The organism is Micromonospora fluostatini, assembly GCF_050410825.1.
Taxonomy (GTDB): domain Bacteria; phylum Actinomycetota; class Actinomycetes; order Mycobacteriales; family Micromonosporaceae; genus Micromonospora; species Micromonospora rosaria.
Genome location: NZ_CP191251.1, coordinates 4,532,767 through 4,548,777, shown reverse-complemented (window position 1 = coordinate 4,548,777; position 16,011 = coordinate 4,532,767). Strand labels below are relative to the sequence as shown.

Genomic DNA, 16,011 nt, shown 5'->3' with positions numbered 1-16,011 from the left:
CCGACACTCTCAGCTTCCCTTCAGCTTACCGATCTCCACTTGACAGCCTCGTGCGTTTACTCTTGAAGGTGCACGTTCACGTGCGACGACCCCCTGAGGGAGGCCTGAAAGTGAAGACTTCGAACCCGGTGCTCGCCCGCCTCGGTCAGGCGGCCGAGCGGGAGCGTGCCGCCGGGTACGCTCCGCCCGGGCCGTACGGACAGCCCGGTTATCCGCAGCAGCAGTACCCGGGCGCCGTCGGCTACCCGGCCGCGCCGCCGACCGTCACCCCGATGTCGATCGACGACGTGGTGGTCAAGACGGTCATCCTGTTGGCGATCGTCGGGGCCGCGGCCTCGGCGGCCTGGGTGCTGGTGCCCGACGCGCTGCTCGGCCCGGCCTGGATCGGCGCCGCGATCGTCGGCCTCGTGCTGGGCATGATCATCTCCTTCTCCCGGATGGCCAACCCGGCGCTGGTGGTCACGTACGCCGTCGTCGAAGGTGTCTTCGTCGGCCTGGTCAGCAAGTTCTTCGAAACGCTGTACCAGGGCATCGTGCTCCAGGCGGTGACCGCCACCTTCGGGGTGTTCTTCCTGATGGCGATCCTGTACAAGGCGCGCGTCATCCGGGCCACCCCGAAGTTCGTCAAGGGCATGATCGCGGTGATGGTCGGCCTCTTCGCGGTCATGATGATCAACCTGGTGCTGGCCCTGTTCGGCATCAACACCGGCCTGCGCGACGGTAGCCCGCTCGCCATCGGCTTCAGCCTGGTCTGCATCGCGGTCGCCGCCCTGAGCTTCGTGCTCAGCTTCCACGAGGTGGAGGAAGGCGTCCGGATGGGGCTGCCCCAGCGCTACTCCTGGACGGCCGCCTTCGGCATCCTGGTCAGCCTGATCTGGCTCTACATCGAGATCCTACGACTGTTGAGCTTCTTCCAGGGCGACGACTGACCGTCGCCGTCGACCGGCGCCCGCCCCGCGTTCCGCGGTGGCGGGCGCCGGTCGTTCCGGGGGTGGTCGGACCGGCCGTAGACTCGGCGCGATGAGCGCAGCACAGGGTGTTCCCGACCCCGACCCGGCCGACACCGATCTGGACCGGGCGGTGGACCTGCTGGTCCGTCAGGTGGGGCACTGGCAGCAGCCGCGCTGGGCGGCCACCACCGCCGGCGGCAACGTCTCCCGGGCCGACCTGGTACACCGGCTGGTACAGGAGATCGCCAACCTGACCGCCGACGTGGAGGGCCGGCCCCGCCGGACGGTACCCCGGCTGGACAACGACCTCGTCCTGCCCGACCAGGTCCGGGTGGTCGCCGCCGACCTGGTGGCCGCCGGCGCCCCGACCGCTGCCCTGGCCCACGCCACCGGCCAGGTAACCGCCACCCGCCAGACCCTCTAACCCCACCCCACCCCACCCACCCCACGCCCCCCCGCCCCGCCCCGGCACGGCGACGATCATGGAGTTGCCGTGCGGTAGACCGTCGGCGGCAGCCGTCAACCTCATGATCAACGCCGTCGGGGGGGGCGGGGCGCAGGGGGGCGCGGGGGTGGGGGAGGGCGGGGATGGGTTAGGAGAGGCGTTCGAGGATCATGGCCATGCCCTGGCCGCCGCCGACGCACATGGTCTCCAGGCCGATGCTGCGGTCGTGCCACTGCAGGGCGTTGAGCAGGGTGCCGGTGATCCGGGCGCCGGTCATGCCGAACGGGTGCCCGACCGCGATCGCCCCGCCCATCACGTTCAGCTTCTCCTCCGGGACGCCGAGCTGCCGGTACGAGGGGATCACCTGGGCGGCGAACGCCTCGTTGATCTCCACCAGGTCGACGTCGTCGATGGTCATCCCGGCCCGCCGCAGCGCCTGCCGCGACGCCTCGACCGGGCCCAGCCCCATGATCTCGGGGGAGAGGGCGGTGACCCCGGTGGAGACGATCCGCGCCAGCGGGGTGATCCCCAGGTCCCGGGCCCGCTGGGCGCTCATCACGACCACCGCCGCCGCCCCGTCGTTGAGCGGGCAGCAGTTGCCGGCGGTGATCCGGCCGTCCGGGCGGAACACCGGCTTCAGGCCGGCCACCGCCTCCAGCGTCACCCCGGCACGCGGGCCGTCGTCGGCGCTCACCACCGTGCCGTCCGGAGTGGTCACCGGGGTGATCTCGCGGGCCCAGAAGCCGTCGGCGATCGCCTTCTCGGCGAGGTTCTGGCTGCGTACCCCGAAGGCGTCCATGTCGGCGCGGGTCACGTCGTACACCTCGGCGAGGTTTTCTGCGGTCTGCCCCATCGCCAGGTAGATGTCCGGCAGGTCACCGGTCTCGCGCGGGTCGGCCCAGACCTCCGCGCCGCCCTGGGCCCGCCGGGCCGACCGCTCCCGCGCCGCCGCGAAGCGCGGGTTCTCCCAGCCCCCGCCGACCAGGGCCTGTGCCTCGGGCGGCAGGCTGTCCGAGTTGCCCCGGGCGTACCGGGAGACGCACTCGACCCCGGCGGAGACGAAGACGTCCCCCTCGCCGGCCCGGATCGCGTGCATCGCCATCCGGGTGGTCTGGAGGCTGGAGGCGCAGTACCGGGTCAGGGTCGCCGCGGGCAGGCCGTCCAACCCGAGCAGGGTGGCCACCACCCGGCCCAGGTTGAAGCCCTGCTCGCCGCCGGGCAGGCCGCAGCCCAGGTACAGGTCGTCGATCTCGGTCGGATCGAGCTGGGGGACCTTGTCCAGCGCGGCCCGGACGACGGTGGCGGCCAGGTCGTCGGGGCGGACGTCGCGCAGGGACCCCTTGTGCGCCCGGCCGATGGGGGAACGGGTGGTGGCGACGATGACGGCGTCGCGGGACGACTCGGTCGGCATCCCCACACGTTAACCCGTCGGTAACTTACCGGGGAAGCGGCAACGGTCGGGGAAAGGTCACCCGTCCGGCGCGCCGCCGGCCAGCGTCAGGTGCCGGCCGGGCCAGATGCCGGGCGGGGGCCAGCACGGCGCGGGCCGGCGCTGATGTTGAGGGATCAGCGCCGGGCGGGGGCCGGCGCGGGGCGGGGCCGGCTCCGGTTGAGGGATCAGCGCTGGTTGAGGGATCAGTGCCGGGTGGGGGTCAGTGCCGGGCGGTGACGGCCGCGGCGGCGGCGACCGCCGGCAGCAGCGCGTGCGCCCAGACCCGGTACCCGTCGGCGGAGGGGTGGAAGCTGTCGTGGCAGAGCGTCCCGGCGTCCGCCCGGAAGACCGGGCCGGTCTCGGTGGCCAGGTCGACCACCGTGCCGCCGGCCTCCAGGGTGGCGACCGTCTGGGCGTACGCGATCCGTCGGCCGGACCAGCCGACCACCTGGCGCAGCGGCGGCGCGATCGCCCGGACCGCGCCCAGGTCGGGGCAGGTGCCGACGACGACCTCGACCCGGGCCTCCCGCAGCCGGCGCACCGCCGAGCCGAGGTACGCGGCGGCCTCGGCGGGGCGGCGCAGGCCGGTGGCGTCGTTCGCGCCGATCAGGATCAGGGCCACGTCGGGGCGCTCACCGAGCAGGGCGCGGGCCACCTGGGTCGCCAGGTCGGCCGAGCGCGAGCCCGAGACCCCGACGCTGGACAGGTGCACCTGCCGGCCGGTCGGCCCCTCGGCGAGCAGGTGCGCCAGTTGACCGCCGATGGTGTCCGCCAGCCGCTCCACCCCGACGCCGAGCGCGGACGAGTCGCCGAGCAGCACCAGCCGCAGCGGCTGCGCGCCCGGCCGCCCGATCGTCGCCCGCAGGGCGAGGCCCAACTCCGGCTGGGCGTACCGCCGGCTGCGGGCGGCGATGGCCTCGCCGGCGAGCAGCGCGGCCCCGCCCACCGTGCCGGCGACCATGGAGAGTGCCGCCGCCCGGCCGAGCCGGGCCGCGAGCCGGCCGCTGCTGATCTGACCGCTCATGCCAGTCCCTCCACGGTGCGTGACTCGGTGCCGGCGGACTCGGTGACGGTGGAGCCGGTGCCGGTCGGTCCGGGCTCGGCGGCGGCCGTGCCACCGGCCGGCACCGGCCCGGCTCCGAAGAGGGTACGGCGGCGTAGCTGGGCCCAGCGACCCGCCGGCCCGCGCTCCCGGCCGCTGACCCGGGTGCCGCTGACCTCCGTGCCGGCGTGGCGGGCGGCCTCCTGGGCCGCCTGGGGCAGCGACCGGACCCCCTCGCCGAGGGTCAGCGGACGCCGTTCCGGGCCGGTGCCGAGGGCGGCCAGCACGGTCGGCAGCAGCGCGGCGGCGGCCATCGCGTACCCCTCGGCGGAGGGGTGGAACCGGTCCCAGGCGAACATCCGGGTGGGCTCGGCGGTGAACCGGGGGCCCAGCAGGTCACCGAGGGAGACCGTCCAGCCGCCGGCCTCCACCACCGCCACCGTCTGGGCCGCCGCCAACTGCCGGCTCCAGCGCCGGGCCAGCCACCGCAGCGGCGGCTGGATGGGCCGGATCGCGCCCAGGTCGGGGCAGGTGCCGACGACCACCTCGCAGCCGGCTTCGCGCAGGGTGCGGACCGCGCCGACCAGGTGCCGCACGGCGACCGCGAACGGGCTGCGGTTGGTGACGTCGTTGCCGCCGACCAGGATCACCGCGACGTCCGGGGAGTGCTCCAGCGCCGACTCGACCTGCGGCTTCAGCCCGGAGGACAGGGAACCCACCACCGCGTACCGGTGCAGCCGCACCGGCCGGCGCAGCCGGCGGGAGAGCCCGGTGGCCAGCAGCGCGCCGGGGGTCTCCCGGCGACGGTGCACGCCGTAGCCGGCGGCGGAGGAGTCGCCGAGGATCACCACGGTCAGCGGCCGGCCGGGGAACTTCGGGCCGTAGACGCCGTCGCAGCGGGGCGGCGGCGCCTCGGCGGCCGGAATGGTGCGCCGGGCCTGGCGGGCCTGCCCGAGGAGCACGCCGGTGGTCGCGGCGAGCGCCGCCGCGGTGGCGCCCGTGCCGATCACCGCGACCCGGGCGATCTGCCGGACGCGACTCCGGCGCGGAACAGGCGGGCGTGGAACAATCGGTACGGCGGAACCAGCGACCCCCATACCACGACATTAACGCGCCGGTACGACAGCCGGCTGTCCTCGCGGCGGCGGGCGGGTGCCGGGAAACCGACCGTTCGCGGGTCCCGATCCGAGCGTCGCCCGTCGATGACGCCCGGCGGTGTCGACGGGGCCCGGCATCGGCGGGTGTTGCGCGCGGCGCGCACGATGGTCGGGCGGAGAGAAGGGGCCTCACGATGAACAAGAACCTGAAGCGGACCGCGGCGTTCACCGCGCTGGCCCGGGCGTTGGCGGCCGGGGCCCGGGGCGGGCCGTCGCTGGGCGCCCGGCTGGCGGCGCTGCCCCGGATGATCCGGGCCAGCATGCGCGGGGAGTACGACGGCGGCCTCCGGCTGGCCCTGATGACCGCCGCGGTGGCGTACGTCGCCTCCCCGGTGGACCTGGTGCCGGAGCTGATGCTGACCGTCTTCGGTCTGGTGGACGACGCGGTGGTCGTGACCTGGCTGGCCGGCACGGTGCTGGCCGAGACCGAGCGGTTCCTGGAGTGGGAGACGGCCCGCGCCTCCGTCATCCCCGGACACGCGGTGCCCTGACCCCACGTAGGCTGGGCGCGACGAGGCCGGGTGCCCCGGCGCTGTCGCCGGTGCCGGAGTGTAGGGACACAACGAGGTGCAGTACTACGACAACGTCGTCGAGATGATCGGCAACACACCCCTGGTGCGGCTGCGCAACGTCGCGGCCGGGATCCGGGCGACCGTGCTGGCCAAGGTCGAGTACCTCAACCCCGGCGGCTCGGTGAAGGACCGGATCGCGCTGCGCATGGTCGAGGACGCCGAGGCCGCCGGGATCCTCCGTCCCGGCGGCACGATCGTCGAGCCGACCAGCGGCAACACCGGGGTCGGGCTGGCCCTGGTGGCCCAGCTCAAGGGCTACAAGTGCGTCTTCGTCTGCCCGGACAAGGTCAGCCAGGACAAGCAGGACGTGCTGCGGGCGTACGGCGCCGAGGTGGTGGTCTGTCCGACCGCCGTGGCCCCGGAGGACCCGCGCTCGTACTACAACGTCTCCGACCGGCTGGCCCGGGAGATCCCCGGCGCCTGGAAGCCCGACCAGTACAGCAACCCGGCGAACCCGCGCTCGCACTACGAGACGACCGGCCCGGAGCTGTGGGAGCAGACCGCGGGGCGGATCACCCACTTCGTGGCCGGGGTCGGCACCGGCGGCACCATCTCCGGCATCGGGCGGTACCTCAAGGAGGCCTCGCAGGGGCGGGTGCAGGTGGTCGGCGCCGACCCGGAGGGCTCGGTCTACTCCGGCGGGACCGGTCGGCCGTACCTGGTCGAGGGGGTCGGCGAGGACTTCTGGCCGACCACGTACGACCGGGAGATCGCCGACCGGATCGTCGAGGTGTCGGACAAGGCCTCGTTCGAGATGACCCGGCGACTGGCCCGGGAGGAAGGGCTGCTGGTCGGCGGCTCCTGCGGGATGGCCGTGGTCGCCGCGCTGGAGGTGGCCCGGGAGGCCGGCCCGGACGACGTGGTCGTGGTCCTCCTGCCGGACAGCGGCAAGGGGTACCTTTCCAAGATCTTCAACGACGCCTGGATGGCCCGGTACGGCTTTCTGACCACCAACGACACGGAGTCGACCGTGGCGGACGCCCTGGCCAGCAAGCCCGGGGGGCTGCCCGAGCTGGTGCACGTGCACCCGACCGAGACGGTCCGGGACGCGATCGACTACATGCGCGAGTACGGCGTCTCCCAGCTCCCGGTGCTCAAGGCCGAGCCGCCGGTGGTCACCGGCGAGGTGGCCGGCTCGATCGCCGAGCGGGACCTGCTCGACGCCCTCTTCACCGGGCAGGCCCACCTGCACGACACCATCGAGCGGCACATGACCGAGCCGCTGCCGATGATCGGTGGCGGCCAGCCGGTGAGCGAGGCGGTCGGCCTGCTGGAGAAGTCCGACGCCGCGCTGGTCCTGGTCGACGGCAAGCCGAAGGGCGTGCTCACCCGCCAGGACCTGCTCGCCCACCTCGGCGCCCGCTGACCCCACCCGGCCTGCTGCACCCAGCCGCCCTGCTGCACCTAGCCGCGCCGCTCTCACTCCGCCGCGCCCGCCCGCCGGACGCGGCGGGGTGAGAAGGGAACCCTTCTCTACCGGATGCGTTAAGAAGGGGCCCTTCCTTACACCGGGCGGGCGTAGCGGAGCTGGGGGGTGCGGGTGTGGCCGATCAGCTCCGCGCGGCGCTCGCCGGTGGGCCGCCACCCGCCGCGTTCGTAGAAGCGGCGGGCCGGGGAGTTGCCGGCCAGCACCCAGAGCGCCCCCCGGTGCCAGCCGGCCTCCCGCATCGCGGCCAGCGCGTCGACCATCAGCGCCCGGCCGGTGCCCCGGCCCCGTTCGGCCGGGTCGAGGTGGATGGCGTTGAGCAGGCCGGTCTCCGGGTCACCCGCGTCGTCCGGGCCGACGTAGCTGAAGCCGACCAGGCTGCCGTCGCGCTCGGCGACCATCATCCGGTGCGTGTCGCGCTCCCACGTCCACCGTTCCACCCAGTAGCGCCCCATCGCCTCCGGCCCCGGCTCGGCCAGCGACTCCGGGGGCAGGAAAGCGGAGTACGCCGCCACCCGGGACCGCTGGTGCAGGGCCCCCACCGGGGCGAGATCGTCGGCGGTCGGCGTGCGGAGAGTGACGGTCACCCCGCCGAGGCTACCGCCGGGGCGGGACCGGCACGGTGCTCAGATCCGTCGCGACCACCAGGTCACCGGTGAAGTGCTCGCGGGCCTCGGCGACGAAACGGGCCGGGTCGGCGTACCGCTGCGAGAAGTGGGTGAGCACGAGCCGGCGTACCCCCGACTCGGTGGCCACCCGGGCGGCCTGGGCGGCGGTCAGGTGCCCGACCTCGGCGGCGAGGGCGGCCTCGGAGGTCAGGAAGGTCGCCTCGATGACCAGCAGGTCGGCCCGCTCGGCCAGGGCGTACACGCCGTCGCAGAGGCCGGTGTCCATCACGAAGGCGAACCGCTGACCGGGTCGGGCCTCGCTCACCTGTGCCCGGGTCACGCGCCGCCCGTCGACGTCGAGGTGGCCGACGCGGAGCAGTTCGCCGACCGCCGGCCCGGAGATGCCGTACCCGGCCAGCCGGTCCGGCAGCGTCCGGACCCCGTCCGGCTCGACGAGGCGGTACCCGTAGGTCTCGATCGGGTGGCGGAGCCGGCGGGCCTCCAGGGTGCCGCAGCGCAGGGCGATCCGCTGCCCGTCGGTGGTGATCGGCTCGACGGCCAGCTCGGCGGTCTCGTGGAAGGAGCTGGCGTGGCGCAGCCGGGCGAAGTACTCGGCGCCGGCGGCCGGGAAGTGCACCGGCACCGGGTGGGGGACCCGGTCCAGGGAGAGCCGCTGGATCATGCCGGGCAGCCCGAGGCAGTGGTCGCCGTGGAAGTGGGTGACGCAGATCCGGGTCAGGTCGGTGGCGGTGACCCCGGTGTGCAGGAGCTGCCGTTGGCTGCCCTCGCCGGGGTCGAAGAGGATCACCTCGTCGTCCCAGCGCAGCACGTACCCGTTGTGGTTGCGCTGCCGGGTCGGCGTCTGGCTGGCCGTCCCCAGCACCACCAGCTCACGCATGGACACGCCTGATCCCTCCGGGGCGGGGGGTGGACATGAAGCGACCCCCGGGGCTTCCGCGCTCGCGCGCGGGCCGACTGGACTGGGCCGGCACCCCGGGGGTCGGGTGGCTGTCGTGGTTTCGCCGCACCGCTGCCACACGGTCTCGACGATGGTGCTGGTGCCCGCCTCGCGGCGGACGGTTTCACTGTCGAGGACAGCGGCTAGCGGACAGCCACCTCACGAGTCCGATTGCTATACAAGTCTGGACCACCTCCTTTCCCGTGTACCGCCACGCTACCCAGGTTCCGGGGGGATCCGGTACTCCTTTTTCGGCTTCGCCGGCCGGGGTGGCCGGGCTCACGCGCGCCGCCGGGGACCCGCGCCGGCCGACTTTTGCCGATCTCAGCGAAAGTTCGAGCGTTGACGCTCTATCTTTCACCTGTCCCGAGCGTTACTGTCTCGGACAAGCTGTCACGCCTGCGAAACTTGCGCGTTACGTCACCATCCCTCCCGTTCGTCCGGGCGCGCCGCCGACCGCGTCCGACCCGACCCCGTCCCCCCACCACCCGCGATCGAACAGACCTTCACCAGGCCGGGTCGCCGCCCCGGCCCGCCACCACCGTGAGGTGAACCTTGTCTGTCCTGGCCACGATTCGTCGACACACACCCCGCTCGCTGGTCGCCCTGGGCCTGGTCGGCGCGCTGACCGTGCCGCTCGCCCCGCCCGCCGTGGCGGCCGACCCCGCCGCCGACCCCGCCGCGCCGGCCCGCCCCTCCACCGCCACCGGCGACGACGTCGCCGCCGCCGTGGTCGCCGGGCCGATCCCCCGGACCACCGCCGTCGGGCACCCCGACCGGGGCTACCCGTTCCTCGCCACCGACGTCAACCTCGCCGCCGCCGGCTACGTCGAGGAGGAGTTCTTCCTCTTCGGTACGGCGACCCGCTACGCCCCCCAGGGCACCGGTCCGGCCGCCGTCCTCGGCACCGACCAGCCGTACGGCACCCGGCTCGTGGTGCGGCGTCCGGCGGCGGCGAAGAAGTTCAACGGTGTGGTGATCGCCGAGTGGACCAACGTCAGCAACCAGTGGGACCAGGAGGTCGACTGGTTCCAGTCGCACGAGCACTTCATCCGCGAGGGGTACGCCTGGGTCGGGGTCTCCGCCCAGCGGGCCGGCCTGCACTCGGCGACCGGGCTCAAGGCGTGGAGCCCGACCCGGTACGGGGCGCTCGACGTCACCGTGGGCGGCAACGTCACCGACGACAGCCTCTCGTACGACATCTTCAGCCAGGCGGTGAAGGCGGTGCGCGACCCCGCCGGCGTGGCCCCGCTCGGCACGCTGCCGAAGCCGGACTACGTGGTCGCCACCGGGCACTCCCAGTCGGCCGGCCGCCTCGCCAACTACTACAACGGGGTGCAGCCGGCGGCGAACGTCCTCGACGCGGTCGTCCTGCACGGCGGCGGCGGGGTGCTGCGCGCCGACCTGGGCACGCCGGTGTTCCGGATCAACGCCGAGGGGGACGTCGCCAGCGGGATCTTCTCCGCCGCCGCCCGAGCCCAGGCCGACTCGCCGGTGCTGCGCTCGTGGGAGGTGGCCGGCGCCTCGCACGGCGACTGGAAGCTGATCACCGACTACGGCCCGCTGCGCAAGCGGGACATCGGCAGCTACCCCGGCGGCTACCCGGGTGAGCCGCAGACCTGCGCGCTGCCCGCGTTGTCCCGGGTGCCGCAGCACATGGTGCAGAACGCGATCTACGACCACACCGTCGCCTGGGTGAAGCACGGGACGCTCCCGCCGGGCGCGCCGAAGCTCCAGATGACCGCCGCCACCCCGCCGGTCGTGGCCCGTGACGACCTCGGGCTCGCCCTCGGCGGCCTGCGGATCGCCCAGCACGAGGTGCCGCTGCGGGTCAACAGCGGCAGCAACACCGGGCCGGGCTTCTGCTTCCTCGACGGCAGTTCGGTGCCGCTGACCGACGCCCAGCTCGCCGCCCGCCACCCGAGCGTGTCGACGTACGCCGACCAGGTGCTCCAGGCGACCCGCGCCGCCGTCGGGGCCGGACACCTGCCCCGCGACGTCACCCGCGACCCGGCCTGGTACTCCGACATCCGCGAGCTGATCGCCGAGTACGTCGCCGCCGGCCGGATCACCGAGTACGTCCAGGAGCGGCTGGAGGACCGCCTCTGGCGTGCCGAGCAGGCCGGTGTCAACGGCAACGCGGCCCGCGCGGCGACCCTGCTGGAGCAGCTCGCCGACCGGGCGGAGAACCGGCTGCACCGGGACCCGGCGGCCCGTGACGCGGTGCTGCGGGTGACCACCGCCCTGATCGCTCTGCTGGAGTCCGAGGACCTGCACGGGTAGGGAGGGAAGGGAAGGGCCCCTGTCGACGGCTGGGCGTCGGCAGGGGCCCTCCCGCACGTCTCAGTCGAGGCCGATGGGGCCCTCGCGGGGGCCCTCCGCGCTGGCCGGCTGCACGGACAGCGACGGGAAGTCGGCGAGGTCGCCCTCCGGCTCGGCGTCCCACTCCGGAAAGACCAGGTCGCTCTGCAGGTAGAGGCAGAGCAACTGGGTCAGGTGGCGTAGCCCGTCCAGGTGGGTGCGCTCGTGGCCGTGGGTGGCGTCGACGCCGAAGCCGAGCAGCGCCACCCGGGCGTGCGCCCCGGCCTCCACCGCCGCCGCCACGTCCGAGCGGTAGTAGTCGAAGACGTCCCGGACCAGGTCGACCCCGTGCTCGGCGGCGATCCCGGCGAGCTTGCGGGTCAGGTGGTAGTCGAACGGACCCACCCCGTCGCCCATCGCCAGGGTCGCCGCGTCCTCCCGGGACTGCTGCCCGGGGGCGACCACCGCCGCGTCCACCGAGACGATCTCGGCGACGTCCGGGTCCAGGCCGTGGCTCGCGCCGTGCCCGATCTCCTCGGTGACCGTGACCAGCAGGTGGGCGGTCACCCCCGGGGTCACCCCGGCGTCCACCATCGCCTTGAACGCGGTCAGCACCGCCGCCACCCCGGCCTTGTCGTCCAGGTGCCGGGACCGGACGTACCCGCTGGGGGTGATGGTCGCCGTCGGCAGGATCGCCACGAAGTCCCCGGCGTCGATGCCGAGCGCACGCAGCCCGGCGACGTCCTCGACCGGCTCGTCGACCCGTACCTCCACGTGTTCCCAGCCGACGCCCTGGAGGTCCACGTCGTCGTTGTACCGGTGACCGCTGGCCTTCAACGGCAGCACCTGACCGGTGATCACCCGCTCCAGGTCGTCGGTGAAGATCCGGACGTGGGCGCCCTCGGCGAAGCGGGCGCTGTGCGTGCCGATCGGCTTGAGCTCCAGCCGGCCGTTCTCCTTCAGCCGCTTCACCATCCCGCCGATGGTGTCGGTGTGCACCACGATCGCCCGGTCCGCCCCGGTCTGACGGGGGCCGGCCAGGCAGGCGCTGAGCGCGCCCCGACGGGTCAGCGTGGAGGAGATGCCCAGCGCCGAGAGCCGCTCACCCACGTACTGCTGCACGTGGTCGGTACGCCCCGACGGGCTCGGGATCTCCAGCAGCTCCAACAACACCTGCTGCAGGTAGTCGAGGTCGAGCTTGAGCGGGGCGATGGTACGTACGGTCATGCCCCAGATGTTGCCGCACCGGCCGGGGACCAGAGTCGTTGCGGTGCCCTCGTCCCGGGGAAGAGGAGGTCCACGAACCGCTCGGCGGTCGGCTGCGGCTCGTGGTTGGCCAGTCCGGGCCGCTCGTTGGCCTCGATGAAGACGTGCTCCGGCTGGTCGGGCGCGGGCACCAGCAGGTCCAGCCCGGTCACCGGGATGTCCAGCGCCCGGCTGGCGGCCACGCACGCCTCGGCGATCACCGGGTGCAGCTCCCCGGTCACGTCGTGGATGGTGCCGCCGGTGTGCAGGTTCGCGGTCCGTCGCACCGCCAGGGTCTCGCCCTGCGGCAGGACGTCGTCCATCGCGTACCCCGCCTCGGCCACCACGTCCCGGGTCATGTCGTCGACCGGGATGCGGCTCTCGCCCCCGGTGGCGGCGGCCCGGCGGCGGCTCTGCCGCTCGATCAGCTCGGCGATGGCGTGCGTCCCGTCCCCGGTGATCGAGGCGGGACGGCGCACCGCGGCGGCCACCACCTCGTGGTCGATCACGATGACCCGCAGGTCCTCGCCGGCGCACATCTCCTCGATCAGCACGTCCGGGCAGAACCGGGCGGCCAGCTCCACCGCGTTGGCCAGCGCCTCCGTGGTGCGTACCCCGACCGTGATGCCGTTGCCCTGCTCGCCGCGCGCCGGCTTCACCACCACCTGGCCCACCTCGGCGAGGAAGGCGGCGTCGGCGCCGTCCCGGGTCGCGGTCCGCCCACGCGGCACGCGGAGCCCGGCGGCGGTGAGGATCCGCCGGGTGACCCGCTTGTCGTCACAGCGGCTCATCGCCACCGCCGAGGTCAGCTCGGACAGCGACTCCCGGGTGAGGACCGTCCGGCCACCGCTGCTCAGCCGCAGCTCGCCCCAGTGCGGGTCGGTGACCTCCACCCGGATGCCCCGACGCATCGCCTCGTCGGCGACGATCTTCGCGTACGGGTTCAGCTCGTCGTACCCCTCCGGCATGGCCGGCAGGAAGAGCCGCTCGTTGATCGGGTTCTTCCGCTTCACGCAGAGCGTGGCGGTGCGGTAGAAGCCGAGCCGCTCGTAGAGCCGGATCGCCCCGTCGTTCTCGGCGAGGACGGAGAGGTCGACGAAGGCCCGCCCCCGGTCGGTGAGCCGGGCCGCCAGCTCCAGCAGCAGGGCCTGGCCGGTGCCGGGCGGGGCCTGGTTGAAGTCGACGGTCAGGCACCAGAGGCTGGCCCCGTTCTCCGGGTCGTCGAAGACCGCCACGTGGTCGATGCCGGTGATGGTGCCGACGATCTCGCCGGTCGGCGCCTCGGCGACCAGGTGCAGGAACCGGTCGGTGGCGGCGTTGGCGACCAGCACCTCGACCGGGGCGGTGACCATGCCGTTGCGGGCGTAGATCCGGTTCACCGCGTCCGCGTCGGCGACGTCGCGCAGCCGCCGGATCCGCAGCCCGGGGATGTCGCCGTGCTCACCGGGCGGGCCGGTACCCGGGGCGGCCGGCCGGGCCTGGTCGCCGATCCCGTCGTCGGTCCGCGCCGCCCCGGTCTCCCGCGCCATCCGGCCGTGGCCCAGTGGCAGCCGGTAGGTCAGCGACGGGTCGATGAAGAGCTCGTCGGGCAGCCGGGAGACCAGCACGTGCGGGTCGCGCAGGTAGATGCAGATGTCCCGGGCGCCGGCCGCCTCCGAGCGCAGCACGGCCGCGACGGCGGCCTGGTCGGTGAAGGTCTGCCCGAAGACCAGCCGGCCCCAGCCGCAGTCGAGCAGCACACCGGAGTCGTCGCCGGACCGTTCGCCGGTGTCCTCGTCCGTGGTGCCGGTGGCGGGGGCCACCGGGTCGCCGCCGGGACCGACCCGTTCGTATTTCCGACGACCACGACCCCGGTCGGTCCGTGCCACACCGGTCGCCAGGGTGTCGGTCACGGTCAGTCGATTCCGTGGCTCTGGAGCCACATTTCCAGGAGTCCGAGCTGCCACAGCTTGTTTCCGTTCAACGGGGTGAGTTCGGCGTTCGGGGCGTCCAGCAGGGTCTTCACGTAGTCGGTGCGGAACAGGCTCCGGCGTTGGGCCTCCGGCGCGGACAGCGCGTCGCGTACCCGGTCGAGCAGCTTGCCCTCGAGGTGGGTCAGGCCCGGCACCGGGAAGTAGCCCTTCGGCCGGTCGATGACCTCGTGCGGCAGCACCCGCCGGCCGATCTCCTTCAGCACCCCCTTGCCGCCCTGCGCGAGCTTCAGCTCCGGCGGGCAGGTCGCGGCGAGTTCGACGAACTCGTGGTCGAGGAACGGGACGCGGGCCTCCAGGCCGTGCGCCATGGTCATGTTGTCCACCCGCTTGACCGGGTCGTCGGTCAGCATGATCTGGGTGTCGAGCCGCAGGCCGGCGTCGACGGCGGTGTCCGCGCCGGCCCGGCCCAGGTGCGCCGCGACGAACTCGCGGGCCGGGTCGCCGTCGGCCAGCCACGCCGGGTCGAGCACCCGGGCCAGGCCGGCCGCGTCCCGGTCGAAGAACGCCCGGGCGTACGTCGCCAGCGCGGCGTCGCGGTCCACCGAGGCCAGCGGGGGGTACCAGTGGTAGCCGCCGAGGATCTCGTCCGCGCCCTGGCCGGACTGGACCACCTTGACGTGCTTGGCGACCTCCTGGCTGAGCAGGTAGAACGCCACGCAGTCGTGGCTGACCATCGGCTCGGCCATGGCCGCCACGGCGGCCTCCAGCGGGGGTACCAGGTCGCGGGCGGCCACCCGGATCTGGTGGTGGTCGGTGTCGAAGGTCTTCGCGATCAGGTCCGAGTAGCGGAACTCGTCGCCCTCCCGGCCGCCGACCGCGTCGAAGCCGATCGAGAAGGTGGCCAGGCCGCGCTGACCCTCGCCGGCCAGCAGCGCCACCACCAGGCTGGAGTCCAGCCCGCCGGAGAGGAGCACCCCGACCGGCACGTCGGCGACCATCCGGCGGCGGACCGCCGTGGTCAGCGAGGACAGCAGGGCGTCCTCCCAGTCCCGGGCGGACCAGCCGGCCCGCTCGGGCTGCCGGGTGAAGGAGGGGTCCCAGTAGACCCGCTCGTCGACCCGGCCGTCGGGCTCGTACACCCGGACGGTCGCCGGAGGCAGCTTGGCGACCCCGCGCAGGATGGTCCGGGGCGGCGGCACGATGCTGTGGAAGCTGAGGTAGTGGGCGAGCGCGACCGGGTCGATCGTGGTGTCGACGCCCCCCGCCGCGAGCAGGGCGGGCAGGGTGCTGGCGAACCGCACCACGCCCGGCGTCTCGGCCAGGTAGAGCGGCTTGATGCCGAGTCGGTCCCGGGCCAGCACCAGCCGGCCGCTGTCCCGTTCGGTGATCGCCACGGCGAACATGCCGATCAGGTGGTCGACGAAGTCGGTGCCCCACTCGGCGTACGCCTTGAGCACGACCTCGCTGTCCCCGGAGGAGAAGAAGCGGTGCCCCTTGCCCTGCAACTCCTCGCGCAACTCGCGGTAGTTGTAGATGCAGCCGTTGAAGACCCCGGTGAGCCCGGCGGCGGAATCGACGATGGGTTGGCCGCTGGCCGCCGAGAGGTCGATGATTTTGAGGCGGCGGTGACCGAGGGCCACCGGCCCCTGGGACCACACTCCGCTGTCGTCCGGGCCCCGGTCGCTCATCGTGGCCGCCATGCGCTCCACCGTCGCCACCTGGGCGCGGGAACCGTCACGGCGGAATTCCCCAGCCAGTCCGCACATGCCTGACTATGCTGCCAGAGCTTTCCGGTTACTGCCCGTTGAGCTGATAACGGTTTCTTGAAGAATTGCTACACTGCCGGGTTTCCGAGTGGGCAGCTTCGTGACCCACGCCCCGTGCGAGGTCCGGGGTGCCCCGGGCGGTTCGCCCGGGGCCTCCGGTGTGATGATCAACTCATTTTCGTCGGCGCCTGCCGGC

At 73.5% G+C, this 16,011-nt stretch carries 13 protein-coding genes; 5 read left to right on the top strand and 8 right to left on the bottom strand.

Going from position 1 to position 16,011, the window contains the following annotated elements:
* The first annotated feature begins 110 nt into the window (after window positions 1-110).
* Together ACQUFX_RS19845 and ACQUFX_RS19840 are read left to right on the top strand one after the other, a co-directional pair.
* Entirely contained in the window at window positions 111-929 is an 819-nt protein-coding gene (locus ACQUFX_RS19845; protein ID WP_428961855.1) for a Bax inhibitor-1/YccA family protein, read from the top strand.
* 91 nt (window positions 930-1,020) lie between these two features.
* Window positions 1,021-1,374 carry a hypothetical protein gene (locus ACQUFX_RS19840; protein WP_428961854.1) on the top strand — a complete coding sequence of 118 codons (354 nt, stop codon included), beginning with the start codon at window positions 1,021-1,023 and terminating at the stop codon, window positions 1,372-1,374.
* Window positions 1,375-1,543: 169 nt separating this feature from the next.
* Here ACQUFX_RS19840 and ACQUFX_RS19835 read toward each other — a convergent pair whose 3' ends face one another.
* The 3 genes from ACQUFX_RS19835 to ACQUFX_RS19825 all read right to left on the bottom strand — a co-directional run bounded on the left by ACQUFX_RS19835 (window position 1,544) and on the right by ACQUFX_RS19825 (window position 4,966).
* Entirely contained in the window at window positions 1,544-2,806 is a 1,263-nt protein-coding gene (locus ACQUFX_RS19835; RefSeq protein WP_428961853.1) for an acetyl-CoA C-acetyltransferase, read from the bottom strand.
* 241 nt (window positions 2,807-3,047) lie between these two features.
* Complete coding sequence (locus ACQUFX_RS19830; protein ID WP_428961852.1) at window positions 3,048-3,851, bottom strand: SGNH/GDSL hydrolase family protein; 804 nt, start codon at window positions 3,849-3,851, stop codon at window positions 3,048-3,050.
* The gene (locus ACQUFX_RS19825; RefSeq protein ID WP_428961851.1) at window positions 3,848-4,966 is read right to left on the bottom strand and encodes an SGNH/GDSL hydrolase family protein; all 1,119 of its coding nucleotides are present in this window, start codon (window positions 4,964-4,966) and stop codon (window positions 3,848-3,850) included. Before ACQUFX_RS19825 ends, ACQUFX_RS19830 begins: the two co-directional genes overlap by 4 nt.
* A gap of 194 nt (window positions 4,967-5,160) precedes the next feature.
* Here ACQUFX_RS19825 and ACQUFX_RS19820 point away from each other — a divergent pair, with 194 nt between their 5' ends.
* Both ACQUFX_RS19820 and ACQUFX_RS19815 read left to right on the top strand, forming a co-directional pair.
* Complete coding sequence (locus tag ACQUFX_RS19820) at window positions 5,161-5,517, top strand: YkvA family protein (RefSeq protein WP_067364599.1); 357 nt, start codon at window positions 5,161-5,163, stop codon at window positions 5,515-5,517.
* Window positions 5,518-5,593: 76 nt separating this feature from the next.
* Window positions 5,594-6,964, top strand: coding sequence for a cystathionine beta-synthase (locus ACQUFX_RS19815; protein WP_428961850.1), 1,371 nt, complete (start codon window positions 5,594-5,596; stop codon window positions 6,962-6,964).
* A gap of 137 nt (window positions 6,965-7,101) precedes the next feature.
* Here the strand turns inward: ACQUFX_RS19815 and ACQUFX_RS19810 are convergent, their stop codons facing one another.
* Window positions 7,102-7,611 carry a GNAT family N-acetyltransferase gene (locus tag ACQUFX_RS19810; protein ID WP_428961849.1) on the bottom strand — a complete coding sequence of 170 codons (510 nt, stop codon included), beginning with the start codon at window positions 7,609-7,611 and terminating at the stop codon, window positions 7,102-7,104.
* A gap of 10 nt (window positions 7,612-7,621) precedes the next feature.
* Complete coding sequence (locus ACQUFX_RS19805; protein WP_428961848.1) at window positions 7,622-8,536, bottom strand: ribonuclease Z; 915 nt, start codon at window positions 8,534-8,536, stop codon at window positions 7,622-7,624.
* 609 nt (window positions 8,537-9,145) lie between these two features.
* Between ACQUFX_RS19805 and ACQUFX_RS19800 the strand changes: the two genes are divergently transcribed.
* A complete protein-coding gene (locus ACQUFX_RS19800; protein ID WP_428961847.1) occupies window positions 9,146-10,873 on the top strand; it encodes an alpha/beta hydrolase domain-containing protein in 1,728 nt (575 codons plus the stop codon).
* Between the two features lie 60 nt (window positions 10,874-10,933).
* Here ACQUFX_RS19800 and ACQUFX_RS19795 read toward each other — a convergent pair whose 3' ends face one another.
* The 3 genes from ACQUFX_RS19795 to ACQUFX_RS19785 are packed head-to-tail and all read right to left on the bottom strand — an operon-like array spanning window position 10,934 to window position 15,815.
* On the bottom strand, window positions 10,934-12,118 hold the full coding sequence (locus tag ACQUFX_RS19795) for an osmoprotectant NAGGN system M42 family peptidase (protein ID WP_428961846.1): 1,185 nt from the start codon (window positions 12,116-12,118) through the stop codon (window positions 10,934-10,936).
* Entirely contained in the window at window positions 12,115-14,028 is a 1,914-nt protein-coding gene (gene ngg, locus ACQUFX_RS19790) for an N-acetylglutaminylglutamine synthetase (protein WP_428961845.1), read from the bottom strand. Before ngg ends, ACQUFX_RS19795 begins: the two co-directional genes overlap by 4 nt.
* A gap of 2 nt (window positions 14,029-14,030) precedes the next feature.
* Window positions 14,031-15,815 (bottom strand): N-acetylglutaminylglutamine amidotransferase, encoded by a 1,785-nt coding sequence (locus tag ACQUFX_RS19785; RefSeq protein ID WP_428961844.1) that lies wholly within the window; start codon window positions 15,813-15,815, stop codon window positions 14,031-14,033.
* Window positions 15,816-16,011: the final 196 nt, after the last annotated feature.